Source organism: Peribacillus sp. B2I2 (genome assembly GCF_041261685.1).
In the GTDB taxonomy this organism is placed as follows: Bacteria; Bacillota; Bacilli; order Bacillales; family DSM-1321; genus Peribacillus.
The window spans coordinates 3,480,283-3,503,085 of the sequence record NZ_JBGCCB010000001.1 but is presented as its reverse complement, the minus strand read 5'-3'; the positions used below and the strand labels follow the sequence as shown (position 1 = coordinate 3,503,085).

Sequence of the window (22,803 nt, the reverse complement as noted above, 5' to 3'; positions counted from 1 at the left end):
TAGAACTTCAATTTGAAAGATTAAACTATATCGAAAATGTTTAAGTACTTGTAAAATAGATAGAAAAGTGATTAAATTCAAACAATATGGTTTTTACGTTTTACATATACCCACATTTCATAAAATTGTGGTATATTGATACATATACACTTTAAAGTGCTAAAAGGGGGCTGGAAGATGAGATATTTAACAGCGGGAGAATCACATGGTCCGCAACTGACTACTATAATTGAGGGATTACCGGCAGGAATGCCGATAACGAATGAGGATATTAATCAAGAATTAGGACGCCGGCAAAAAGGGCATGGGCGTGGAAGAAGGATGCAAATCGAGAAAGATCAGGTTTTCATATCTTCGGGAATCAGACATGGCTACACACTAGGTTCACCGGTGGCTTTGGTGGTTGAGAACGACGACTGGAAGCATTGGACAAAGATCATGGGAAGTGAAGGGCTTTCAGAGGAAGAGGCTGAAGAAATCAAACGTAAAATCACCCGCCCTCGCCCTGGTCATGCCGATTTGAACGGTGGGATTAAATACGGTCACCGTGATCTGAGAAATGTTTTGGAACGGTCTTCAGCCCGTGAAACGACTGTAAGGGTGGCAGCTGGGGCTGTCGCTAAAAAGCTATTGTCTCTATTGGGAATAGAAGTGGCATCGCATGTTTTGGAAATTGGTGGAGTGAAGGCAGAACCCCCCAAATACGAAACGATTCAGCAGTTGCAACAGGTGACAGAAGAATCTTCTGTAAGATGTTTTGACAAAAATGTAGAGCAACAAATGAAGGATGCAATTGATGAAGCGAAACAAAAAGGAGATTCCATCGGAGGCATCGTTGAAGTCATTGTAGAAGGAATGCCGGTGGGTGTAGGGAGTTATGTGCATTATGACCGTAAGCTTGATGCAAAACTTGCAGCAGCGATAATGAGCATCAATGCATTTAAAGGGGTGGAAATAGGTCTTGGATTCGAAGCGGCCCATCTATTCGGCAGTGATGTCCATGATGAAATCGCATGGGATGAAGAACAGGGTTATTACCGGAAAACCAATCGCCTCGGCGGTTTTGAAGGCGGTATGACAACGGGAATGCCGATAGTTGTGCGCGGTGTAATGAAGCCGATCCCTACTTTATATAAACCTTTGAAAAGTGTTGATATTGACACGAAGGAAGTGTTCGAAGCAAGTGTGGAACGTTCCGATAGTTGTGCAGTTCCTGCAGCGGCAGTAGTTGCCGAGGCAGTAGTTGCGTGGGAACTGGCGGCTGCCATCGTTGATCAATTCCCTTCAGATCGATATGAGCAATTAGCTGAATACATTAGATCTTATCGGGAAGAAGTAAAGGAGTTTTAAATCATGGAATCCATCCAAATAAAAACGGCTTCCAAGCAATATCCGGTTTTAATTGGCAAGAAGGCGATTAATGAATTGCCCGAATTAATAACACATGAATTAAATCATCTAAACAAGATTCTGATTATAACTGATGAGAAAGTGGCGGAACTTCATTTGCAAACTGTGAAAAACGCCCTTGTCAAGACGGGGAAACCTGTCCTGCATCATGTTGTGCCAGAGGGGGAGCATGCTAAAACTTTCGATGTGTTTTATGAATGTCAAAGCTACTGCTTATCCCAACAGCTTAATCGCAAGTCATTGATTATCGCCCTTGGTGGTGGTGCGGTCGGTGACTTGGCTGGATTTGTTGCGGCTACATTTATGAGAGGGATTCCATTCATACAGGTACCGACGACTTTGCTCGCCCACGATAGTGCAGTGGGCGGCAAGGTTGCCATCAATCATCCACTAGGAAAAAATATGATTGGTGCCTTTCACCAGCCTGAAGCGGTCATATATGATCTTGAATTCTTAAAAACCCCTGCCGCTTAAAGAATTAAGGTCAGGTTTTGCCGAAGTCATTAAACATTCCTTGATAGCCGATAATGAGTTTTATCTATGGTTAAAGTCGAATATTGTGGATTTGAATGATATTACGGATGAGCAATTCCTAACAATGATTACAAAAGGGATCGGCATCAAAGCTAAAATTGTCGAAGAGGATGAGAAGGAAACCGGCATTCGTGCCTTTTTGAATTTTGGTCATACGCTTGGGCATGCAGTGGAAGGTTCAATGGGATATGGAAACTTTACGCATGGGGAATCCATTTTAATCGGGATGGTATATGCTCTTAAATTAAGCAAAAAGAAAGTGGGTCTCGATTTTAAACTGGATGAGTTTATTAATTGGGTTTCTTCTTTAGGTTATCAAATGACCATTCCAACCCGACTTGAACATGCAATGCTACTGGAATTAATGAAAACGGACAAAAAATCAGTCAATGATGCAGCTACCTTTGTCCTGCTAAACGAAGTGGGGTCACCGCAACTAATGGATATAGGCGACTCTGATCTGATAGAGGAAATGGCGGATATGATATAGAGTTCAGGAGAAGGGGGACTATGTGTGATAAGAGGAATAAGGGGTGCCACTACAGTAGAAAGAGACACAGAAATGGAAGTGATTTCAGCTGTCGAAAAGTTGATGGCAGAGATCATTCAGGTCAACGAGATTGATCCCGATATGGTGGCTTCTGTATTTTTTTCTGCTACGGAAGAGATTCGTTCTGTCTTCCCTGCCAAAGCCTTGAGGAAATTCGAAGGCTGGACTTATGTACCGGTTACATGCATGAAAGAAATACCGGTGAGCAATTCCTTGCCATTTTGCATCCGGGTCATGATTCACGTAAATACGACGAAATCTCAAAAAGAGATACAGCATGTATATCAGGCAGGGGCTACGGTATTACGGCCAGATTTGACAAAGCAGATATAAGATGATTTTAAAGCTATGAATATGATATACTATTCTCACACTTTCTTACTTTAAAGTGATAAAAATATAGAGGTGATTGACATGAAATGGAATGAAGCGGTCCTTTCCTTGAAGTCTTATCAACCGGGAAAATCCACTGATGAAGTGAAAAAATTATACGGGTTGGAAAAAATCACGAAATTAGCTTCAAATGAAAATCCTTTTGGCTGTTCGGAAAAGGTCAAGGAGTCCGTTAGGAATTCAACCCATTCTTTTGCCATCTATCCGGATGGATATGCAACGATGCTTAGGGAAGCTGTTGCAAAACATACAGGTGTGAAAGAAACTCAGCTTATATTTGGGAATGGATCTGATGAGAACATTCAAATCATATCCAGAAGCATATTGGGAGCCGGGAAGAATACGGTCATGGCAACAGGCACTTTTTCGCAGTATCGCCATAATGCCACGCTTGAAGGTGCGGAAATCAGGGAAGTTCCTCATATTGACGGAGCTCATGATCTAGAAGGAATGCTAAAAGTTATAGATGAAAAAACCGCGGTTGTCTGGCTTTGTACACCAAATAATCCTACAGGTAAATATATCTCGGAACAGGACTTATTATCGTTCATCGAAAAAGTTCCGGAAGATGTTCTTATCGTTCTGGATGAAGCTTATTGTGAATATGCAACGGCTGAGGATTACCCGAGAACGAATCAATGGATTAATAAATTTAAAAACTTGATCATACTTCGTACATTTTCAAAAATTTATGGTCTAGCCAGTTTTAGGGTAGGGTACGGATTAGCTGATGAGGATATCATTCAGAAACTGGATCCATCCCGGGAACCATTCAATGTCAACACATTCGCACAGAATATTGCTATAGTCGCTTTGGAAGATCAAGCTTTCATTGAAAAATGCAAGGAAGAAAATCAGAAGGGGCTCAAGCGGTACTATGAATTTTGCAGTAAAGAAAATTTAGCTTATTACCCGTCACAAGGTAATTTTATCTTTATCCATTTTAAACAGGATGCCGACATGGTGTTTCAATATTTGCTTGAGCGCGGATACATTGCAAGATCGGGGAAATCTTTCGGTTTTCCTAACAGCCTAAGGGTAACAATTGGTTCTACTGAAGAAAATGAAGGAATGATTAACGCTATTAAAACTTTCTTGAATGAAGTTGAGGCACCTTCTGATTCGCTGCTATAAGGTTTTATCAAACCTAGAGGAGCATAAAAGATGCGGGGGAGAGAAGAGTGAAGGGAAAGGTTTTTGTAATAGGTCTAGGTCTAATTGGCGGATCATTGGCCATGGCTGTACGCCATGCACATCCTGAAGCCGTGATTGTTGGTACGGACCTAAGTGAAAAGAATATTCAACTATCGATGCTATTGGGGATCATTGATGATTCTGTATCATCTCTGGAAGCGGGAGCATGTGAAGCTGATTTGATTCTACTTGCTGTGCCTGTAAATGAAACCGTCAAGATTTTAGCTCAATTGGCTGAAATGGATTTAAAAAGTGATGTAATCATATCGGATGCAGGAAGTACGAAGGATACAGTCGTTAAGGCAGCAAAACCATTGATAGATAAAGGGGTGGCCTTCATCGGAGGGCACCCTATGGCTGGTTCCCATAAAAGCGGTGCCGGAGCAGCCAAACTTCATTTATTTGAACATGCATTTTATTTGCTTACTCCCGGCGATTCCATCGAAGAAGAAAAAGTGGAGCAACTGAAAGAGTGGTTACAAGGGACAAGAGCGAACTTTTTGGTTGTCACTCCTGCTACCCATGATAAACTGACTGGAGTCATTAGTCATTTTCCGCACATTGTCGCATCAGGGCTTGTTAAGCAGGCAGAAAATTATAGTAAGGAAAATAAGTTGATTTCAAGGCTTGCAGCAGGTGGTTTTCGGGATATTACAAGAATTGCTTCAAGCAGTCCGGAAATGTGGCGTGACATTTTGTTACATAACCGGGATGTGTTACTAGAATTAATGAATGATTGGCTTAATGAAATGGAGCATATAAAAGGGCTGGTAGCAGATGAAGATAGTGAAGAAATCCTTCGATTCTTTACTGATGCAAAGATTTTCAGGGATGATTTGCCAACCCATGCGAAAGGCGCCATACCAGCGTTTTATGACTTATATATCGATATACCGGATTATGCCGGGATAATTTCTGAAATTACCGGATATTTGGCACAAGAAGGTATCAGTATTACAAACATAAGGATCATAGAAACCAGGGAAGAGATATACGGAGTGCTGGTCATCAGCTTCCAAACGGATGTTGATCGCATAAAAGCCGCGGATTGTATCTCAAGACATACAGATTATGAAACGATCCTAGCATGATATTAATAGGGAAGGATGGTTGTATGAATACAAAAAAATTACAAACGAACATCCAGTCATTACGTGGTTCGATTGCCATACCGGGAGACAAGTCCATCTCCCATCGTTCGATAATGTTCGGAGCCCTTGCCGAGGGGGAAACGACAGTCTCTAATTTTCTTCCAGGAGCCGATTGTTTAAGTACGATTTCCTGTTTTAAGCAGCTTGGAGTCCATATCGAACAAGAAGGCCAGCACGTCAGAATTGAAGGCAAGGGTTTTAATGGATTAAAGGAACCGGAAGCAGTGCTTGATGTCGGAAATTCGGGTACAACGATCAGGTTAATGATGGGCATTTTGGCGGGTCAAGATTTTTCGGCTGTTTTGGCAGGTGACGAATCGATAGCCAAACGTCCAATGACAAGGGTGGTCAACCCACTTCGTCAGATGGGAGCGGTCATTAATGGCCGTAAAGGAGCCGAATATACCCCGCTCTTCATAAGAGGAGGCAAACTACAAGGGTTTCGCTATGAATTACCTGTGGCAAGTGCGCAGGTCAAATCTGCGATAATCCTGGCTGGTCTACAGGCTGAAGGGGAAACGATCATTATCGAACCGGAAGAGACCCGTGATCATACAGAACGAATGATCCAAGAGTTTGGCGGGAAAATCGAAAAAGACGGTCAAACGATTAAAGTAAGCGGAAATCAAGTCTTCAAAGGAACGGCCATCCATGTGCCGGGTGATATTTCTTCAGCGGCTTTCTTCATGGTGGCTGCAGCGATTACGGAAAATAGCGAAGTGGTACTAAAGAATGTGGGTCTTAATTCGACCAGAACTGGAATCATCGAAGTCATGAAATCGATGGGGGCGGACATTACGATTGAGAAGAAGACGGGCGTAGGTGAACCTGCAGGAGATATCATTGTCAGAAGCTCCCGACTAAAAGGAACCACCATCAGCGGTGATCTAATTCCCCGTCTCATCGATGAAATACCGGTAATTGCACTATTGGCAACACAGGCTGAAGGGATAACGACAATCAAGGATGCAGCAGAACTAAAAGTGAAAGAGACCAATCGAATTGATACGGTCGCAAACGAGCTTTCCATCCTGGGGGCAGATATAACTCCGACAGCAGACGGATTGATTATCAAAGGACGTAATGCCCTAAATGGAGGTACGGTTACAAGCCATGGAGATCATCGTATCGGAATGATGCTCGCTGTTGCAGCTTTGATAACGAATGGGGAAGTGGAACTTGCCGACCCTGATGCCATAGATGTATCATATCCACAATTTTTTGAGCATTTGACGGAATTGATAAAGTAAATATTAAAAAAGTTTACAAACCTTTTTGGTCTGTAAACTTTTTTTTTAAACGCTCTAAAGTGTTGAAAGCGCTAACATTTAGGCGTTTTTGCCTGTATTAATCATGAAAATTAAGAAAAAGGGATTCCTGATCAAAAAGGAGAATGAATGGATCATGGAGAATTAACTAGTAACCTTTTTTTAATGAGAATGAGGAGGGGACTTCATCAATGGAATACAGGGCTACAGTATGGTAAACTAATAAATACTGTTTACTATGCATCTCACTATTGCAACATGGGTATTTTGTCTTGATGGCAGAGAATGTCACATAATGACGTGAGTGTGTATGACTAGAGACCAAGTCAATCATGCAAAAGGAAGGAATCAACAATGAACACAGTGGAACAAGTTATACAGCATTTAAAAAAAGGGGAATTAACAGAAGCTCTTAAACATATAAATCGTATTAAATCATCAGAGTCAGCAGAGGACATATTGTTGCTGGCCGAGGAAATGCTCCAGCTTGGTTTTGTGGAGGAGGCAAAGGATCTTTTTGAACATCTTCTGGAACTCTATCCTGATGAAGGAGAATTGATTGTTTCATTGGCGGAAATCCTGATTGACATGGACCAGGAAGATGAAGCGATGCTGATGCTTGAAAAAGTAAGTGCAGATGATGAAGTATATCCAAGTGCTTTGCTTTTGGAAGCGGACCTTTATCAATTACAGGGGATGGATGAGGTCAGTGAACGAAAATTACTGCAGGCAAAGGAAATACTTCCCGATGAGATCATCATTGATTTTGCGCTAGCTGAACTGTTCTTTCATCAAGGAAGGGATCAGGAAGCCATTGCAAATTACATAAAGGTTTTGGAACAGGAACAAGAAATCGCTGGAGTTAATGTCAATCAGAGGCTTGCTGAAGCATTAAGCAGTTCTGGGAAATTCGAGGAGGCCCTTCCGCACTTTGAAAAGGCCTTGAATGATGGACTTGAAATCAATACCCTATTTGAATATGCATTTACGGCTTTTCAGGCAGGTCTTTATGAGACAGCGGTACGAAAGTTTGTTGAACTGAAAGAATTAGATCATGAATACCATTCCCTATATTTATACCTGGCAAAGAGTTATGAACATCTTGAGGATTTGGAAAATGCCCTGAAAACGGTCAAAGAAGGAATCAAGGCTGATGAATTCAATAAGGAACTTTACTTCTTCGGTGGAAAAATTGCCTTGAAAAGCGGACTTGATGAAGAGGCGGAAAATCTATTTAAAGAAGCTCTTGCCATTGATCCAGGATACCTGGAAGCTGCACTTACCCTCTTGAAACTTTATATGCACCACGAAAGGTATGAAGATGTACTCGAGTGTATTGGTGAAGTAAGGCGGTATGGAGAGGATGATCCGCAGTTTGACTGGATAGCTGCTGTATCTTATCAACACACCGAACAATTTAAAGAGTCATTAACCAGCTATCATAAAGCATATAATTCATTCAAGAACAATCAAGATTTCCTGGAAGACTATGGTTTCTTTTTAATTGAAGAAGGAGACAGAGCCACATCTAGAGAAGTATTTAATAAGCTGCTTGAGATAAACCCAGCAAATGATGAGTATGCGATGATTTTGGAGCGGCTAGGTGAAAGTACAGATGAACTGTAGATAAGCGAAATGAAACTAAATCAAGACAGAGGAGGGAATTCATGGTGGCTGCCCCTGTTTCTGTGAATGAGAAGAAGGATTTTATTCGGTGGTTTTTAAATCATTATCAACTAAAACGAAGAGAATGCGTGTGGATATTGAATTACTTAATGAGTCATGATCAACTAATGAAAAAGGTTCATTTTGTAGAAAATGCCCAATATTGCCCACGCGGACTAATTATGTCGACACATTGTGTGGATGAAGTCCCTTTCAGGTTCTATAAGTCCAATATCATGACGACCGATGCAGAGAAATCTTTTCATGATATCCGGTTAAATCGGGATGAAGACATTTATATTCAGCTCAATTTTAAATCCGCTTACTCTTCCTATCAATATGCAGCGGTATTGGAAAATAATCCCTTCATGCCGAAATCTACGGCATCGAACGAAAAAGATCAGCTGCTGGCTGAACAATTTTTAGAAAAAAGCATGCTTTATTTTCAAAGGGATCGTCTGCTAAAGGAAATCGATGAAGCACTTGATAAGCATGATGAACAAGCATTTAAGGATTTAACCGAACAATTGAATCAACTAAAAGTACTTGGATGAAATAAAATGACCTTTCCGTAATCAGGAAAGGTTTTTATTTTTTATAAAACATTGATAAAATCCACATTTTTGTAAAGACTATGGGTATATGGTAAAGATGTTATAAAAATAATGGTAAAATGATAAGGAGTTGATTTAAAAAATCGGGAGTGAAGAAAAGCATGAAGTGGACAGCAAAAGATCTTGACATGTATATGCAATCTAAAGAATATGTGGATACCGTATTAATTCCTTTGGTTCCCCTATCTTTTGGATCGCAAATGAAGCAAACGGGTTCAATGAATGAATTTCTTACCATTTTAAGCTTGGAACTTGAAAAGCAGATGAAAGGAAGAATTCTTTTATTGCCAACATTTCATTATTTAAGTGATGAATTGGATAAGATTGAGCGGTTAAAGGGTTGGGCCAATGAAGTGAAAGAAAATAATTTCAAGCATGTTTTTTTTCTTACATCAGATTTCGAGTGGAAAAAGGAAGAGCGGGAATTGGAAAATAATTTAGTATGGATTCCTGCCGTCCCCCTGGAGGGGCTTGAAATTGAACAAGCCAGGGAAATGATTAACCAGCAGGTTCTCCAGATCCTTGATATATTCACTTATAATTGGAAAAATGAAAAAAAGTAGGATTTTTCGCATTATTTGACACATAGTTGCCACCTTTTGGGTTTTACAAATATTGACCTTGGTAAATTATTGAGATATCATGGAAATGTCCTAGTTTTATAGTGTTGCTATTTATTGGTCCTTTGGGCTCTCAGTATAGTAATAGAGGGGGGGAAAACGCATGAGCAAGCATAATGTTTCACGACGTCAATTCCTTAATTACACACTTACTGGCGTTGGTGGATTTATGGCGGCCGGTATGTTGATGCCTATGGTTAGGTTTGCAATTGATCCTGTATTATCAGCAGATAAAGGCGGGGATTACATTGCAACTAAGCAGAAGGTAAGTGAACTGACTACCGAACCAACCCGTGTCGACTTTAGTTTCAAGCAGGTCGATGGGTGGTATGAGTCTGAAGAAACAAATACAGCGTGGGTTTACAAAACGGATGATGGCAATATCGTTGCATTATCTCCAATCTGTAAGCATTTAGGCTGTACGGTAGCATGGAATACGGATAAGTCTAATCCGAATCAATTTTTCTGTCCTTGCCATTACGGCAGGTATACGAAAGATGGAGTGAACGTGAAAGGGACACCGCCGGTTTCACCATTGGATGTCTATGGCACGAAAGAAAAAGATGGAATTCTTTATTTGGGTCAACTAAAACCGCATGGGGAGGCGTAAACATTGCTAACAAAGTTATATGACTGGGTGGACGAGCGTTTAGATATTACGCCATTATGGCGGGATATTGCTGACCATGAGGTTCCTGAACATGTTAACCCCGCACATCATTTTTCTGCATTCGTATATTGTTTTGGTGGGTTAACTTTCTTTATTACGGTCATCCAAATCTTGTCAGGCATGTTCTTGACGATGTACTATGTCCCGGACATTAAAAACGCTTGGGAATCTGTTTATTATTTGCAAAATGAAGTTGCCTTCGGTCAAATTGTCCGTGGTATGCATCACTGGGGAGCAAGTCTAGTTATCGTTATGATGTTTTTACATACTCTTCGTGTCTTCTTCCAGGGAGCTTACAAAAAACCGCGTGAATTGAACTGGATGGTCGGCGTATTGATTTTCTTCATCATGCTGGCATTAGGCTTGACTGGTTATTTATTGCCATGGGATATGAAAGCGCTATTCGCAACGAAAGTTACGTTGACAATTGTCGAATCGGTACCGTTAATGGGACCGGCACTCAAGACATTGATAGCAGGAGATCCAACCATCGTTGGAGCACAGACATTGACACGATTCTTTGCAATTCATGTATTCTTCCTGCCTGCAGCATTATTTGCTTTACTGGCGGCTCATTTCCTAATGATCCGAAAACAAGGTATTTCAGGTCCACTATAAAAGAATGGTGAATCAAGAACCAAAAAAACCTTTTCATAAAGGAGGGGAATTGTTCAATGCATCGTGGGAAAGGTATGAAATTCGTAGGTGACTCGCGTATCTCCGCGGACCGTAAACCGAATATTCCGAAAGATTATTCAGAATATCCTGGGAAAACTGAAGCATTTTGGCCTAATTTCCTTTTTAAAAGAATGGATGGTCGGAGCCGTATTTCTTGTAGGTTATCTATGCCTGACAATCGCACATCCATCGCCATTGGAAAGGATAGCAGATCCTACAGATACAGCGTATATTCCGCTGCCAGACTGGTATTTCCTATTCCTTTACCAATTACTTAAGTATACTTATGCTTCAGGCCCTTATAATGCAATCGGGTCCATGGTAATACCTGGTTTGGCTTTCGGGGCATTGCTCTTGGCACCTTTTTTAGATCGTGGTCCAGAGCGGAGCCCAGCGAAACGTCCTTTTGCTGTAGGCTTCATGCTATTGGCAATGGCGGGTGTTTTCTATTTAACATGGGAGTCTGCGGCACATCACGATTGGGAAGCTTCCAAGAAGCAAGGAGCAATCGTAGAAGGTGCAGACATTGATAAAGAAAGCGATGGGTATAAACTGATGGATTCTAGTGGCTGTATTAGCTGTCACGGAGCAGAATTAACTGGTGGAGCTGGAGCGCCAAGCTTAATTGACACAGGTTTAAAGCCAGAAGAAATCTCTAAAATCGCTCGCGAAGGCCAGGGTGCCATGCCAGCTGGCATGTTCAAAGGTACAGATGAAGAATTGGCAACATTAGCTGAATTTGTATCTGGATTATCAGCAAAATAATATAACCATCAACAGCATTTTCTTTCATATGCTGTAAATGAAAAGCTGACGACTACGGTTGTCGGCTTTTTTATTGGTAAATTGAAGCGTAAATGAAAGGAAATTGAAATGAATGCTTGGTTTTCAAGGTGATGGAATGTAAAATGAGTATACATGAGAATGTAAGTGAGGGTAAAAGAATGAATGTTATCTACAGTTGGCTTGCAAATCGGCAAATGCTCTTTTTGTTATTAATAATAAATATATTCGGAACAGCCTTTGGATATTATTGGTACGGAAGTCAATTGGAAAACACTCCGGCCATTTTTTTGGCTTTTGTACCGGACAGCCCGACAGCTAGCCTGTTTTTTGTATTTGTTTTATTGGGGTTCCTATTAAAAAGAAACTTTAGACTTATGGAAGCGTTGGCGATAATAACACTATTCAAATATGGTATATGGGCAGTTGTTATGAATCTAATGACATTAGTGACAACAGGTTCATTGCCATGGGAAGGCTATATGTTAATGGCTTCTCATTTGGGAATGGCGATTCAAGGGGTATTATATGCACCATTTTATCGAATAAAACCTTGGCATTTGATAGTCGCAGGGATTTGGACCATACATAATGACATAATCGATTATGTTTTTGAAATGATGCCAATATATCGTGATCTATTGGTATATATGAACTCGATAGGTTATTTTACTTTTTGGCTCAGCATACTTTCCATTTTTGTCGGCTGGTATTTTGGATATAGAAAAAAGCGGATCACCCTATCCTTCATCCATTAAAAAGTTAGCCCTGTATACAGCTTTGTAAAAGCAGGGTTAATTTTTTTTTGTGTTGAACGAGGTCTACTCATGTTTGTTCTTTCATATCGTTTTAGTAGAGATATGAGGAGGGACGAGTAGCATGTTGAAAAAATTCATATTAACCATTGCTGTTTTATTTGTCGTCTTACATTTCCCTGTCTATGCAGAATCCTCTTCAAGTTTGGAGCAATTAGATAACATTTCCGATAGTGCCTTGGAAATGGCCAAGTTGAAGCGATATGGAGATTCGGAAAAGATGCTGACGTTTTTTTCTGATCGGTTTTTAAAAGAGACAGCGAAAGAGCAGATCCTTGACATGGACGAACTTCGAATTATTACTGTAGCTCATAATGAAGCGTTGATGACAATAAAGGATATGAATAAGGGAGATTCCGAAAAGGTTAATTCTGTAACAAAGTTCCGGCTTGTCGTTGATGCGGTCAAGTCTACCCATCAGCCCCTTTGGACAGAGATGGAGGATCAAATGATGAATTCTTTCCAGCAGACAAAGAATGCCGCCATCAATCAAGACACGATTACATTCAATAGCCAATTGAACTTATTCCTTTCACAATATGAAATGATATATCCTAGCTTGAAAGTCGACCTTTCTAAAGAAACGATGCAGCAACTGGACACGAGGATTCAATACATCAACCAATACCGACCGGAAGTAATCAGTGATGGAGAGAGTCAAAAGGAACTGGATGCATTACAAAGCGAACTAACCTCCATTTTTGATGAAATGGGGGAAGATGATGCAGATCCTTCCCTTTGGTGGGTCATCATATCGACAGGCAGTATCATCATTATGACGCTTTCTTATGTAGGCTGGAGAAAATATAAAGGTGATAGGGAGAAACCAAGGAAAGAACATAATGATTAAAAAGACAGGGGAAGAGAACACTATATTTGACAGGGGTGCCCTCAATCCATAGAATTAAGAGTAATTATAGTCATAGGAGGATACCATGTATTTCATTTATTTGGCGATTATCATTTTAATCCCGATTTATGCACAAATGAAAGTGAAAAGCACGTATAAAAAATATACAAAGGTACCGGCTTCTTCTGGTATGAATGGTGCTGAGACGGCGCGGGCCATTTTGGATCAAAATGGTCTGTTCAATGTCAGGGTCGAAGAGACACCTGGAATGCTATCGGACCATTATGATCCAAGGGATAAAACGGTGCGTTTATCAACAGATAACTATCACGGCCATTCAGTTGCCGGTGTAGCGGTTGCAGCCCATGAAGTTGGACATGCGATTCAAGATAAAGAAGCATATGCATTCTTACGTTTCCGCCATGCGTTAGTACCGGTAGCTAACTTTGGTTCTAACATATCTTGGATTTTAATATTAATCGGGATGTTAGCCTCAATTCCTGGGTTGCTATTGGCGGGTATCGTTTTCATGGCAGCCGCTGTTCTCTTCCAAGTGATAACACTGCCGGTTGAGTTCAATGCTTCTTCACGGGCGATGGATCAACTCGTTTCAGTTGGGGTCATCCGAAATGATGAAGAACGGGAAACGAAAAAAGTATTAAGTGCAGCTGCAATGACTTATGTTGCTGCCGCTCTTGTAGCCGTACTGGAATTAGTTCGTCTTCTGCTTATGTATACAGGAATGAGAGAAGAAGATTAATGATAAAAGGACGCCATCACGGGATGGGGTCCTTTTTAACATGCAATTATAAACGCTTTTTAAAAATATTTGTTGTACATTGCTTATAAAAGTCAGGTATTCGGGGAAACATTCAAAAGGATTACATTCCATTCGGTATGCCACCAGCCCCTCGATTACCTTTCAATGGGGTTCTTATTCTCATCAAGTGTAAAGCCCTCGCCCAATACGTCATGTACTTCACTTACAGATACGAATGCATGAGGGTCCACCGATGTTATGGCATTTTTTAAGCGGACAAGCTCATTTTTCCCAACAACACAATAGAGGACTTCCCGGTCATTGCGTGTAAAGGACCCGTATCCCCGTAATACCGTTACGCCACGCTCCATATCATTCATGATTTTTTCGGCAATTTCCTTGTTCTTCTCACTAATGATCATTGCACCTCTGGCTGCATAGGCTCCTTCTTGCATAAAGTCGATTACTCTAGCGCCTATAAATACGGCAACGAGGGTATACATCGCTTCCCGGTAATCCAGGTAGGTAAGGATGGACAGGCCAATTACAACTGCATCAAAGATGAACATGGTCCGTCCCATGCCCATTCCTAAGTAACGGTGGGCAAAACGGGCAATGATATCTACTCCGCCTGTTGTCCCTCCGTAACGAAAGATGATCCCGAGCCCGACACCAACAAAGACCCCGGCAAACAATGCCACCAGCATCAAATCGTTTCCGAGATCTATATCGATTTGGTATCTCTCGAAAACCCAGAGCCAAACGGAGAGGCCGACTGTTCCGATAATCGTATAAAAGAAAGATGTGCGGCCTAAATATTTCCACCCTATTAAAAATAGGGGAATATTCAAAATCAAATTAGAATAAGAAGGATTTATCCCGATAAGTTGATATATAATCAAGGTGAGACCGGTGAATCCGCCTTCGGCCAAGTGGTTCTGCATGTTAAAATGCACAAGGCCAAAGGCGAAGATTCCAGCCCCAAAAAGGATGAATATAGTATTTTTCAATTTTAAGCCCAAAAGCATGTCCCATACCTCCAAAGGTTAGCATATCAGTAATTTACTTATTATAACTAATTAACCAACTATGGGCAATTTTGATTCGCAAACGTATCTGTTGTCATCCGTTTCACTTTTAGCTAACATGGAGAAGGTATAATGTTTGAAAACGAAAATCAAGAATGGGTGACTATATGGAAAAGCAAAAGACGCTCCAACAAATGCAAGCGGAAGTCGACCAATACATAGGACAATTCAAAGAAGGATATTTCAGCCCCTTGGCCATGCTTGCCCGCATGTCGGAAGAACTTGGGGAATTGGCTAGGGAAGTCAATCACTACCATGGTGAAAAACCGAAGAAACCAACCGAGGAAGAGAATAGTATTGAAGCGGAATTGGGGGACATGCTTTTTGTGTTAATTTGTTTTGCCAATTCTTTAGGGATTGACCTTCAAAGCTCACATGATAAGGTCATGGAAAAGTTTACAACCCGTGATAAAGATAGATGGACAAGAAAAGAAGAGGAAATGGAAGGGGAAGGTAAAAATGAGTAAAGTGAAAGTAATTGTAGCTGGTCCTCGTGGCAGAATGGGAAATGAAGCGGTGAAGCTCGTACATGGGACAGAAGGGTTTGAATTGGCCGCTGTCATAGATCGTAAGTATAACGGGGAAAGCCTCTCCGCAATAGAAGGTTTCCACGGTATTGAAGCACCTGTTTTTTCGGATATAAATGAATGCTTTTCTTCTGTTGAAGCAGACGTATTGATCGATTTAACAACACCTGAAGTGGGGATGTTTCATACCGAAACGGCACTTAATCATGGCATCCGCCCTGTAGTGGGGACGACAGGTTTTACAAAGGAAGATTTAGCGAAGCTTGATTCACTTACAAAAGAAAAGGGCATCGGCTGCATCATCGCGCCAAACTTTGCAATCGGAGCCATTTTGATGATGAAGTTTTCACAAATGGCCGCAAAGTATTTCCCGGATGTGGAAATCATCGAAATGCATCATGATCAAAAACTGGATGCACCTTCTGGTACGGCTTCCAAAACGGCAGATATGATTGCAGCGGTACGTGAAACAAAACAACAAGGACACCCAAATGAAAAAGAAACCATCCAGGGGGCAAGAGGAGCAAATGTAGACGGTATGCATATCCATAGTGTACGCCTTCCGGGCCTAGTTGCTCATCAACAGGTGCTTTTTGGAAGTGAGGGAGAGCTATTGACGGTCCGACATGATTCCTTTAATCGAGCATCCTTCATGTCAGGAGTCAAACTAGCTGTCGATACCGTCATGAAATTGGATGTTCTTGTATACGGCCTGGAAAATATTATCGAATAGGGAGAAGGAGGATTTACGATGAGAATTGCCTTAATTGCCCATGATAAGAAAAAAGAAGATATCATTCAATTTATAACAGCCTATAAAGCTGTATTTGAGCAGCATGAATTATTTGCTACAGGTACGACTGGTAAAAGAATTATGGAAGAAGTCTCACTGCCTGTCCATCGTTTTCATTCAGGACCTCTTGGCGGAGATCAGGAAATAGGTGCAATGATTGCGCGCGGAGAAATGGATATGGTCCTATTTTTCCGCGATCCATTGACATCACAGCCACATGAACCGGATGTATCAGCGCTTATACGCCTATCCGATGTCTATGAAATTCCCTTAGCGACAAATATGGGCACGGCAGAAGTGCTGATACAAGGTTTGAAACATGGGTATATGGACTGGCTAAAACTACGGAAAAAACAAGGTGAGATAAATGATAAACAAAAGTAACATAGATATCCTGGCTTTCGGCGCGCATGCGGATGATGTTGAAATAGGTATGGGGGGCACGATTGCTAAATATGTGAAGCAAGGAAAGGAAATTGTCATTTGTGATTTGACAAAAGCTGAAATGTCATCCAATGGAACCGTTCCATTGCGTCAGGAGGAAGCGGATAAGGCTGCTGAAATCCTTGGGGTGAAAAGGATTTCCCTTGATTTACCCGACCGGGGTTTATATATGAAAGCGGAATACATAGATCAAATCATTACAGTCATTCGTCAATATAAACCTGCCCTTGTATTTGCCCCTTTTTTTGAAGATCGGCATCCCGATCATGGAAACTGTGCCAAATTAGTCGAAGAAGCAGTTTTTTCGGCAGGAGTCAGAAAGTATATGGAAGAAGAAGGCCTGGATTCTCATCGTGTCCAGAATATGTACTATTATATGATAAATGGTTTTCACAAACCGGACTTCGTCGTGGACATCACTTCTTCAATATCACAAAAACTGGATAGTCTTAGAGCCTATGGCAGCCAATTCGAAAAAAGTGAACGAACTGTTGAAACCCCGCTAGTGAATGGCTATATCGAGACAGTGGAGGCACGGGAGCGGATGTTCGGAAAAGAAGTGGGTGTCGCCTATGCGGAAGGATTCATGACAAAAAAACCGTTACTGATCGATGCCGACTTGTTAGGAGAAAAATAATCTTATGAAATTAAAAATTGGAATTACCTGTTACCCTACAGTTGGGGGTTCTGGTGTCGTAGCAACTGAATTAGGTAAAATGCTTGCAGAAAAAGGACATGAAATACATTTCATTTCATCAAGCCTCCCTTTTCGCTTGAATAAGATGTACTGTAATATTTATTATCACCAGGTTGAAGTGAACTCTTACTCAGTCTTTCAATATCCACCATATGACCTGGCCCTTGCCAGCAAGATAGCGGATGTGGTAAAACGGGAGAAACTAGATATCCTTCACGTTCATTATGCAATTCCACATGCTGTTTGTGCGATCCTTGCAAAGCAGATGTCAGGTAATGAAGTAAAGATCGTGACCACACTGCATGGTACGGACATAACCGTATTAGGCCATGATCCCTCATTGACCAATTTGATAAAGTTCGGGATAGAGCAGTCCGATGTCGTTACAGGGGTATCTAATTCCCTTGTCCAGGAAACGCATGATTTAATCGCACCGGATAAGGAAATCAAAACCGTTTATAATTTTATTGATGAAAGGGATTACCATAAATCCAATTCAGAATACCTGAGGGATGAATACGGAATCAGGGAAGATGAAAGAGTGATCATACACGTCTCGAATTTCCGTTCGGTAAAGCGTGTGAAAGATGTCATCCAGGCGTTTTATTTAACACAAAAGAAAATGCCTGCCAAGCTTCTGCTCGTAGGTGACGGACCGGAAGTGACAACCGTTTTGAAATTGGCTAAAGATCTTGGGATCGATGGATCGGTCTTGTTTCTTGGCAAGCAGGATAACCTTGCCGAATTATATTCAATCAGTGATCTGATATTCCTATTATCTGAAAAGGAGAGTTTCGGCCTCGTGCTTCTCGAGGCGATGGCATGTGGAGTTCCTTGTATCGGGACGAATATCGGGGGAATTCCTGAAGTCATCGTAGATGGGGAGACTGGTTATATTTGTGAATTGGGTGATGTCAAAATGGTTGCAGAAAAAGCGATTGGACTTTTAAGCGACCCGATTTTGCATAAACGCTTTTCTGAGGCTGCGCTGGAAAGGGCCAATACCAATTTTCATTCGGCTACAATCATGTCAGAGTATGAAGCCATCTACCTTCAAGCACTTGAAAGTAAATCTATGGAATAGGGAGGGGATGCTGATGGATCAGTTATTCTTAAAATCAGTACCCATTCTCGAATTGATTGAAGGAGCAGGATTCGAGGCCTATTTCGTTGGTGGCTCAGTAAGGGATTATATCCTCGGCAGGCCCATCAACGATGTGGACATTGCTACTTCCGCAACACCCCAGGAAATCAAACTGATTTTTTCTAAAACGGCTGATATCGGGATTGACCATGGAACAGTCCTTGTAATTACGGATTCGGGTACATACGAAATTACGACGTTTAGAACGGAAAGCGGGTATTCGGACTTCCGCAGACCCGATTCTGTGCAATTTGTCCGTTCTTTGACTGAGGATTTACGGAGAAGAGATTTCACGATGAATGCAATGGCCATGGATAAGTCCGGAAACATTATCGATCCATTTAATGGAAAGCGTGATTTGACTGAAAAAAGGATCATCACGGTTGGCAACCCGCATGAAAGGTTTCATGAGGATGCTTTGAGAATGATGCGTGCATTAAGGTTCGTCAGTCAACTTGATTTTGAACTGGATCAAGAAACCTTTGATTCCCTTAAAGAAAACGCCCAGATCATCAGTGAAATCGCTGTCGAAAGAATCCTGGTTGAATTTGAAAAGTTATTGGCCGGATCCAATAAGTTAAGGGCTCTCTCTCTCTTGCTAGAAAGCGGATTATATCGATACCTGCCTCAATTCTCCAGTAAGAAGGAGCATTTAAGTAAATTACTAAATCTTCCGCTTCATCAGCTTAAAGCGGCAGAAATATGGTCAGTAATCATGGTTCATACAAGTGATCGGGAAATGGAAGAGGCATTAAGGGCATGGAAGCTGCCATTGAAAACGATAAGAAACGTTCAACGTATCATACAGCTAGTAAAGAAAGAACCCTCTTTTGAAAATTCAGCTATCGATGTATTTCAGGCAGGTCATGGCGTAACTGTACAAGCTGCTAAAGTCAGGGCAGCACTGACTGGGGGAAATGTATCGCGTGCAGAGGAGAATGCACATCTACGCTACAATGAACTCATTATTAAACATATGTCGGATCTTGCCGTAACGGGGACGGATTTATTGAATTGGCATCAAGAGAAACCAGGTCCATGGGTGAAAGAATACTTGGAAAAAATATTGAAAGCTGTCTTGAATGAAGAATTAAGAAATGATAAAGAAGAAATAAAGAGGTGGCTGGAGAAATGCAATCTGAGTTAAGAACAAAGTTGATGGAAGCCCTCTCAAAAGCGGATGGTGCATTTATATCCGGTCAGGAAATTGCAGAATATATTGGTTGTTCACGTACGGCAGTATGGAAGCATATAGAAGACCTGCGCAGTGAAGGTTATAATGTTGAAGCCGTTAGGAAAAAAGGCTACCGGATCATATCAGCGCCGGAAAAAGTGTCAGAAAGTGAAATACAACTTGGCTTGGAAACAAAAACGATCGGCAAAATGATCCACTATCAGGAAACTGTGGAATCCACTCAAAAAATTGCGCATCAACTAGCAAATGAAGGCGTTCAGGAGGGGACCCTCGTCGTTGCCGAGGAACAATTATCCGGAAAAGGAAGATTGATGAGATCTTGGCATTCCCCAAAATTCAGCGGCATATGGATGAGTCTCATACTAAGACCGAAAATCCCGATTCATGAGGCTCCACAACTTACATTATTGGCCGCGGTCGCCGTGGCTCAGGCTATAGAGGATACCACTGATTTGAAGCCACAAATAAAGTGGCCGAATGATATTTTGGTGAATCGCAAGAAAGTGGTGGGCATCCTGACGGAGATGCAGGCGGAGTCAGATAGAATCCATTCTGTCATTATCGGAATTGGAATGAATATCAACCAGCAATTGGAGGATTTTCCTGAAGAACTGCAGGAAAAAGCGTCTTCCCTTCTCATAGAAAATGGAGGGACGGTTTCAAGGTCCAAGGTCATTCAACGAGCATTGTTTCGTCTGGAAAACTTGTACGAACTCTATTTAGAACAAGGCTTCATGCCAATAAAGGACCTATGGGAGAGTTATGCGATCAGCCTTGGACAGGTTATCAAAGCCAGTACCGTCAATGACACGATTGTCGGAAAAGCATTGGGCATAACGGATTCAGGTGTTTTACTACTTGAAGACGGAAAAGGAAAAGTACATTCGATTTATTCTGCAGATATTGAAATTCAGTAGATTTTTTTGTCAAATCCGCGAAAAATAAATAGAATTATTGAAATTGGCTTGATATAATGCAAGTGGGCAGTATCTCATGTGAACTGCACCCCCATAAATACCAAATTATTTGAAAATCTGCCTTGATCCAGAGATTGGACTGGGACGGAGGGATGAAACTTCTGATGGAACAAAGGGATTGACTAAAATGACAAGTGCTGTTTATTGAACGAAATCTGGCTTTTTAAGCCATTTTTCTTAGCTAAACAGATACTTTTTTAGTCAGTCTTTTTTTGCGTATGAATGTATAGACACCAGTTTACTCTGATGTTTTCATCTCCTCCAACAAAAAGGAGGAAACGTAATGAAATTGTCCGGAGATTTTTTGAAAATGAAACAAAATCAAGAGAAAATTGTCATGCTTACGGCTTATGATTATCCGTCGGCAAAGTTAGCCGAACAATCAGGTGTAGACATGATTTTAGTCGGTGATTCTTTAGGAATGGTCGTTTTGGGTTATGACTCTACGATCCCTGTTACGGTGAATGACATGATCCATCATACAAAAGCAGTAAAACGCGGGGCCCCAAATACATTTGTCGTGACTGATATGCCCTTTATGAGCTATCACCTATCCATGGATGAAACACTTAAGAATGCAGCCCGCATCATGCAGGAAGGTCATGCGGATGCCATAAAGCTTGAGGGAGCAGACGATGTTGTATATAAAATATCAGCATTGACGAAGGCGGGCATCCCGGTTGTAGCCCATCTTGGCTTGACTCCTCAATCAGTCGGCGTTCTGGGCGGATATAAAGTGCAAGGAAAAGACGCTGAAGCTGCAGCACAGCTTGTGGAAGATGCGAAAAAGTGTGAGGCGGCAGGTGCGATGGCAGTAGTGTTTGAATGTGTACCATATCAAGTGGGGGAACTCGTCACAAGGAACCTGGGGATTCCTACCATTGGAATTGGGGCAGGTGCAGACACGGATGGTCAAGTCCTCGTTTATCATGATGTCATCAAGTATGGGGTAGATCGGGTTGCAAAATTCGTAAAAGTTTATGGAGATGCGAATGAACTGATTGGCCAATCGATAACAAGGTATGTCAATGAAGTGAAATCTAAAGATTTTCCGTCGAAAGAACATTCATTTACGATGAAGGAAGAGCAGCTTACAGAACTTTACGGAGGGAAAAGATGAAAACTTTTACATCAGCAGCAGATTTGCAAAAGGCGCTCCGGGAGGAAAAAAGCAATCACCAAAGCATTGGCTATGTAGCGACAATGGGCTTTTTACATGAGGGGCATGCAACCCTAATGGAAAAGGCTCGCAAAGAAAATGATATTGTGGTATTGAGTATCTTTGTTAATCCGTTGCAATTTGGACCAAATGAGGATTTTGAAACATATCCACGGGATTTGGAACGGGATGAAAATGTCGCAGCCAATGCCGGAGTGGATTATCTCTTCTATCCAACAGTCCACGAAATGTACGGTGAAGAACCATCAGTCAAAGTTGTTGTCCAAAGCAGGACGGATTGTTTATGCGGGAGACAAAGGCCTGGACACTTTGATGGTGTAGCGACGGTCTTGACGAAATTCTTCAATATCATCCTTCCTGATAGAGCTTACTTCGGGAAGAAGGATGCCCAGCAAGTCGCCGTGATAGATGGATTGATCAAAGACTTTAATTTCCCGATCCAGCTTGTAGCTGTAGATACCGTACGAGAAGAAGATGGGTTAGCAAAGAGCTCTCGAAATGTTAACCTATCAGATCAGGAACGAATGGAAGCTAAAGAGCTGTACCAAAGTTTATTAAAGGCCAAAGATGCGATTATATCAGGTGAAAGAAATACTGCAACCGCCACGGCTCTGGTAAGTGAACATATTGGTGCCCATACAAATGGGGTGATCGACTATATTGAAATCTATCAATATCCGGAACTTAAACCAATTGAAATGCTTTCTGGAAACGTCATCATTGCAATCGCCGTTAAGTTCAAGCATGCAAGGCTAATAGATAATATTACTTTAAATGTAGAATAATTCATGAAGATCAGGGGG

The 22,803-nt window shown here is 41.4% G+C and carries 25 protein-coding genes and 1 pseudogene; 25 read left to right on the top strand and 1 reads right to left on the bottom strand.

Annotation, left to right across the window (positions count from 1 at the left end; translation table 11 throughout):
* Positions 1-177 precede the first annotated feature (177 nt).
* The 16 genes and pseudogenes from aroC (at position 178) to ABIE66_RS17150 (ending at position 13,955) form a co-directional block, all read left to right on the top strand.
* Complete coding sequence (gene aroC / locus ABIE66_RS17225) at positions 178-1,350, top strand: chorismate synthase (RefSeq protein ID WP_289315830.1); 1,173 nt, start codon at positions 178-180, stop codon at positions 1,348-1,350.
* A gap of 3 nt (positions 1,351-1,353) precedes the next feature.
* Complete coding sequence (locus tag ABIE66_RS17220) at positions 1,354-1,884, top strand: 3-dehydroquinate synthase family protein (protein WP_370015689.1); 531 nt, start codon at positions 1,354-1,356, stop codon at positions 1,882-1,884.
* Positions 1,885-1,924: 40 nt separating this feature from the next.
* Entirely contained in the window at positions 1,925-2,434 is a 510-nt protein-coding gene (locus ABIE66_RS17215; protein ID WP_370015688.1) for a 3-dehydroquinate synthase family protein, read from the top strand.
* Positions 2,435-2,458: 24 nt separating this feature from the next.
* A complete protein-coding gene (aroH, locus tag ABIE66_RS17210; protein ID WP_095389661.1) occupies positions 2,459-2,827 on the top strand; it encodes a chorismate mutase in 369 nt (122 codons plus the stop codon).
* An 81-nt stretch (positions 2,828-2,908) separates the two neighbouring features.
* The gene (gene hisC, locus ABIE66_RS17205; protein ID WP_289315832.1) at positions 2,909-4,021 is read left to right on the top strand and encodes a histidinol-phosphate transaminase; all 1,113 of its coding nucleotides are present in this window, start codon (positions 2,909-2,911) and stop codon (positions 4,019-4,021) included.
* A gap of 47 nt (positions 4,022-4,068) precedes the next feature.
* A complete protein-coding gene (locus ABIE66_RS17200; protein ID WP_289315833.1) occupies positions 4,069-5,172 on the top strand; it encodes a prephenate dehydrogenase in 1,104 nt (367 codons plus the stop codon).
* A 23-nt stretch (positions 5,173-5,195) separates the two neighbouring features.
* The gene (gene aroA, locus ABIE66_RS17195) at positions 5,196-6,482 is read left to right on the top strand and encodes a 3-phosphoshikimate 1-carboxyvinyltransferase (protein WP_370015687.1); all 1,287 of its coding nucleotides are present in this window, start codon (positions 5,196-5,198) and stop codon (positions 6,480-6,482) included.
* Positions 6,483-6,854: 372 nt separating this feature from the next.
* Positions 6,855-8,126, top strand: coding sequence for a tetratricopeptide repeat protein (locus tag ABIE66_RS17190; protein ID WP_289325602.1), 1,272 nt, complete (start codon positions 6,855-6,857; stop codon positions 8,124-8,126).
* 41 nt (positions 8,127-8,167) lie between these two features.
* Positions 8,168-8,719: a ReoY family proteolytic degradation factor gene (locus tag ABIE66_RS17185; RefSeq protein WP_289315836.1), complete on the top strand. Its 552-nt coding sequence runs from the start codon at positions 8,168-8,170 to the stop codon at positions 8,717-8,719.
* Positions 8,720-8,880: 161 nt separating this feature from the next.
* Positions 8,881-9,342 carry a YpiF family protein gene (locus ABIE66_RS17180; protein ID WP_370015686.1) on the top strand — a complete coding sequence of 154 codons (462 nt, stop codon included), beginning with the start codon at positions 8,881-8,883 and terminating at the stop codon, positions 9,340-9,342.
* 160 nt (positions 9,343-9,502) lie between these two features.
* Positions 9,503-10,009: a QcrA and Rieske domain-containing protein gene (locus ABIE66_RS17175; RefSeq protein ID WP_289325599.1), complete on the top strand. Its 507-nt coding sequence runs from the start codon at positions 9,503-9,505 to the stop codon at positions 10,007-10,009.
* A 3-nt stretch (positions 10,010-10,012) separates the two neighbouring features.
* Positions 10,013-10,687 carry a menaquinol-cytochrome c reductase cytochrome b subunit gene (gene qcrB, locus ABIE66_RS17170; RefSeq protein WP_034307974.1) on the top strand — a complete coding sequence of 225 codons (675 nt, stop codon included), beginning with the start codon at positions 10,013-10,015 and terminating at the stop codon, positions 10,685-10,687.
* 56 nt (positions 10,688-10,743) lie between these two features.
* Positions 10,744-11,512, top strand: a pseudogene (locus ABIE66_RS17165) (c-type cytochrome).
* 179 nt (positions 11,513-11,691) lie between these two features.
* Entirely contained in the window at positions 11,692-12,288 is a 597-nt protein-coding gene (gene lhaT / locus ABIE66_RS17160) for a lipoprotein heptaprenylglyceryl N-acetyltransferase LhaT (protein WP_370015685.1), read from the top strand.
* A 121-nt stretch (positions 12,289-12,409) separates the two neighbouring features.
* A complete protein-coding gene (gene ypjB, locus ABIE66_RS17155) occupies positions 12,410-13,195 on the top strand; it encodes a sporulation protein YpjB (protein ID WP_289315840.1) in 786 nt (261 codons plus the stop codon).
* Between the two features lie 85 nt (positions 13,196-13,280).
* Positions 13,281-13,955 carry a zinc metallopeptidase gene (locus ABIE66_RS17150; protein ID WP_289325597.1) on the top strand — a complete coding sequence of 225 codons (675 nt, stop codon included), beginning with the start codon at positions 13,281-13,283 and terminating at the stop codon, positions 13,953-13,955.
* Between the two features lie 155 nt (positions 13,956-14,110).
* Here ABIE66_RS17150 and ABIE66_RS17145 read toward each other — a convergent pair whose 3' ends face one another.
* Positions 14,111-14,983 carry a YitT family protein gene (locus tag ABIE66_RS17145; protein ID WP_289315842.1) on the bottom strand — a complete coding sequence of 291 codons (873 nt, stop codon included), beginning with the start codon at positions 14,981-14,983 and terminating at the stop codon, positions 14,111-14,113.
* A 155-nt stretch (positions 14,984-15,138) separates the two neighbouring features.
* On the opposite strand from ABIE66_RS17145, the gene ABIE66_RS17140 reads away from it, so the two are divergent.
* The 9 genes from ABIE66_RS17140 to panC all read left to right on the top strand — a co-directional run bounded on the left by ABIE66_RS17140 (position 15,139) and on the right by panC (position 22,785).
* Positions 15,139-15,510: a nucleotide pyrophosphohydrolase gene (locus tag ABIE66_RS17140; RefSeq protein ID WP_370015684.1), complete on the top strand. Its 372-nt coding sequence runs from the start codon at positions 15,139-15,141 to the stop codon at positions 15,508-15,510.
* Positions 15,503-16,303 carry a 4-hydroxy-tetrahydrodipicolinate reductase gene (gene dapB / locus ABIE66_RS17135; RefSeq protein WP_289325595.1) on the top strand — a complete coding sequence of 267 codons (801 nt, stop codon included), beginning with the start codon at positions 15,503-15,505 and terminating at the stop codon, positions 16,301-16,303. The genes ABIE66_RS17140 and dapB overlap by 8 nt, the downstream gene beginning before the upstream one ends.
* A gap of 18 nt (positions 16,304-16,321) precedes the next feature.
* Positions 16,322-16,747 carry a methylglyoxal synthase gene (locus tag ABIE66_RS17130; protein WP_289325594.1) on the top strand — a complete coding sequence of 142 codons (426 nt, stop codon included), beginning with the start codon at positions 16,322-16,324 and terminating at the stop codon, positions 16,745-16,747.
* Positions 16,731-17,444, top strand: a complete 714-nt coding sequence (gene bshB1, locus ABIE66_RS17125; protein WP_370015682.1) for a bacillithiol biosynthesis deacetylase BshB1 — start codon at positions 16,731-16,733, stop codon at positions 17,442-17,444. Before ABIE66_RS17130 ends, bshB1 begins: the two co-directional genes overlap by 17 nt.
* Before the next feature lie 4 nt (positions 17,445-17,448).
* Complete coding sequence (gene bshA, locus ABIE66_RS17120; RefSeq protein WP_370015680.1) at positions 17,449-18,588, top strand: N-acetyl-alpha-D-glucosaminyl L-malate synthase BshA; 1,140 nt, start codon at positions 17,449-17,451, stop codon at positions 18,586-18,588.
* 13 nt (positions 18,589-18,601) lie between these two features.
* Entirely contained in the window at positions 18,602-19,795 is a 1,194-nt protein-coding gene (locus ABIE66_RS17115; RefSeq protein WP_370015679.1) for a CCA tRNA nucleotidyltransferase, read from the top strand.
* Positions 19,780-20,760, top strand: coding sequence for a biotin--[acetyl-CoA-carboxylase] ligase (locus ABIE66_RS17110; protein WP_289325590.1), 981 nt, complete (start codon positions 19,780-19,782; stop codon positions 20,758-20,760). Before ABIE66_RS17115 ends, ABIE66_RS17110 begins: the two co-directional genes overlap by 16 nt.
* Before the next feature lie 343 nt (positions 20,761-21,103).
* Positions 21,104-21,940 carry a 3-methyl-2-oxobutanoate hydroxymethyltransferase gene (gene panB, locus ABIE66_RS17105; protein WP_289315850.1) on the top strand — a complete coding sequence of 279 codons (837 nt, stop codon included), beginning with the start codon at positions 21,104-21,106 and terminating at the stop codon, positions 21,938-21,940.
* Positions 21,937-22,785 (top strand): pantoate--beta-alanine ligase, encoded by an 849-nt coding sequence (gene panC, locus ABIE66_RS17100; RefSeq protein WP_370015678.1) that lies wholly within the window; start codon positions 21,937-21,939, stop codon positions 22,783-22,785. Before panB ends, panC begins: the two co-directional genes overlap by 4 nt.
* Positions 22,786-22,803 lie beyond the last annotated feature (18 nt).

Bases quoted from the DNA above. Each gene is read 5' to 3' on its own strand.
- ABIE66_RS17115 (WP_370015679.1), top strand. From the start codon at position 18,602: ATGGATCAGTTATTCTTAAAATCAGTACCCATTCTCGAATTGATTGAA.
- ABIE66_RS17185 (WP_289315836.1), top strand. From the start codon at position 8,168: ATGGTGGCTGCCCCTGTTTCTGTGAATGAGAAGAAGGATTTTATTCGG.
- ABIE66_RS17130 (WP_289325594.1), top strand. From the start codon at position 16,322: ATGAGAATTGCCTTAATTGCCCATGATAAGAAAAAAGAAGATATCATT.
- ABIE66_RS17150 (WP_289325597.1), top strand. From the start codon at position 13,281: ATGTATTTCATTTATTTGGCGATTATCATTTTAATCCCGATTTATGCA.
- bshA (WP_370015680.1), top strand. From the start codon at position 17,449: ATGAAATTAAAAATTGGAATTACCTGTTACCCTACAGTTGGGGGTTCT.
- aroA (WP_370015687.1), top strand. From the start codon at position 5,196: ATGAATACAAAAAAATTACAAACGAACATCCAGTCATTACGTGGTTCG.
- ABIE66_RS17180 (WP_370015686.1), top strand. From the start codon at position 8,881: ATGAAGTGGACAGCAAAAGATCTTGACATGTATATGCAATCTAAAGAA.
- dapB (WP_289325595.1), top strand. From the start codon at position 15,503: ATGAGTAAAGTGAAAGTAATTGTAGCTGGTCCTCGTGGCAGAATGGGA.
- ypjB (WP_289315840.1), top strand. From the start codon at position 12,410: ATGTTGAAAAAATTCATATTAACCATTGCTGTTTTATTTGTCGTCTTA.
- bshB1 (WP_370015682.1), top strand. From the start codon at position 16,731: ATGATAAACAAAAGTAACATAGATATCCTGGCTTTCGGCGCGCATGCG.
- ABIE66_RS17145 (WP_289315842.1), bottom strand. From the start codon at position 14,983: ATGCTTTTGGGCTTAAAATTGAAAAATACTATATTCATCCTTTTTGGG.
- ABIE66_RS17220 (WP_370015689.1), top strand. From the start codon at position 1,354: ATGGAATCCATCCAAATAAAAACGGCTTCCAAGCAATATCCGGTTTTA.
- ABIE66_RS17140 (WP_370015684.1), top strand. From the start codon at position 15,139: ATGGGTGACTATATGGAAAAGCAAAAGACGCTCCAACAAATGCAAGCG.
- lhaT (WP_370015685.1), top strand. From the start codon at position 11,692: ATGAATGTTATCTACAGTTGGCTTGCAAATCGGCAAATGCTCTTTTTG.
- aroC (WP_289315830.1), top strand. From the start codon at position 178: ATGAGATATTTAACAGCGGGAGAATCACATGGTCCGCAACTGACTACT.
- panB (WP_289315850.1), top strand. From the start codon at position 21,104: ATGAAATTGTCCGGAGATTTTTTGAAAATGAAACAAAATCAAGAGAAA.
- ABIE66_RS17190 (WP_289325602.1), top strand. From the start codon at position 6,855: ATGAACACAGTGGAACAAGTTATACAGCATTTAAAAAAAGGGGAATTA.
- panC (WP_370015678.1), top strand. From the start codon at position 21,937: ATGAAAACTTTTACATCAGCAGCAGATTTGCAAAAGGCGCTCCGGGAG.
- ABIE66_RS17110 (WP_289325590.1), top strand. From the start codon at position 19,780: ATGCAATCTGAGTTAAGAACAAAGTTGATGGAAGCCCTCTCAAAAGCG.
- hisC (WP_289315832.1), top strand. From the start codon at position 2,909: ATGAAATGGAATGAAGCGGTCCTTTCCTTGAAGTCTTATCAACCGGGA.
- ABIE66_RS17175 (WP_289325599.1), top strand. From the start codon at position 9,503: ATGAGCAAGCATAATGTTTCACGACGTCAATTCCTTAATTACACACTT.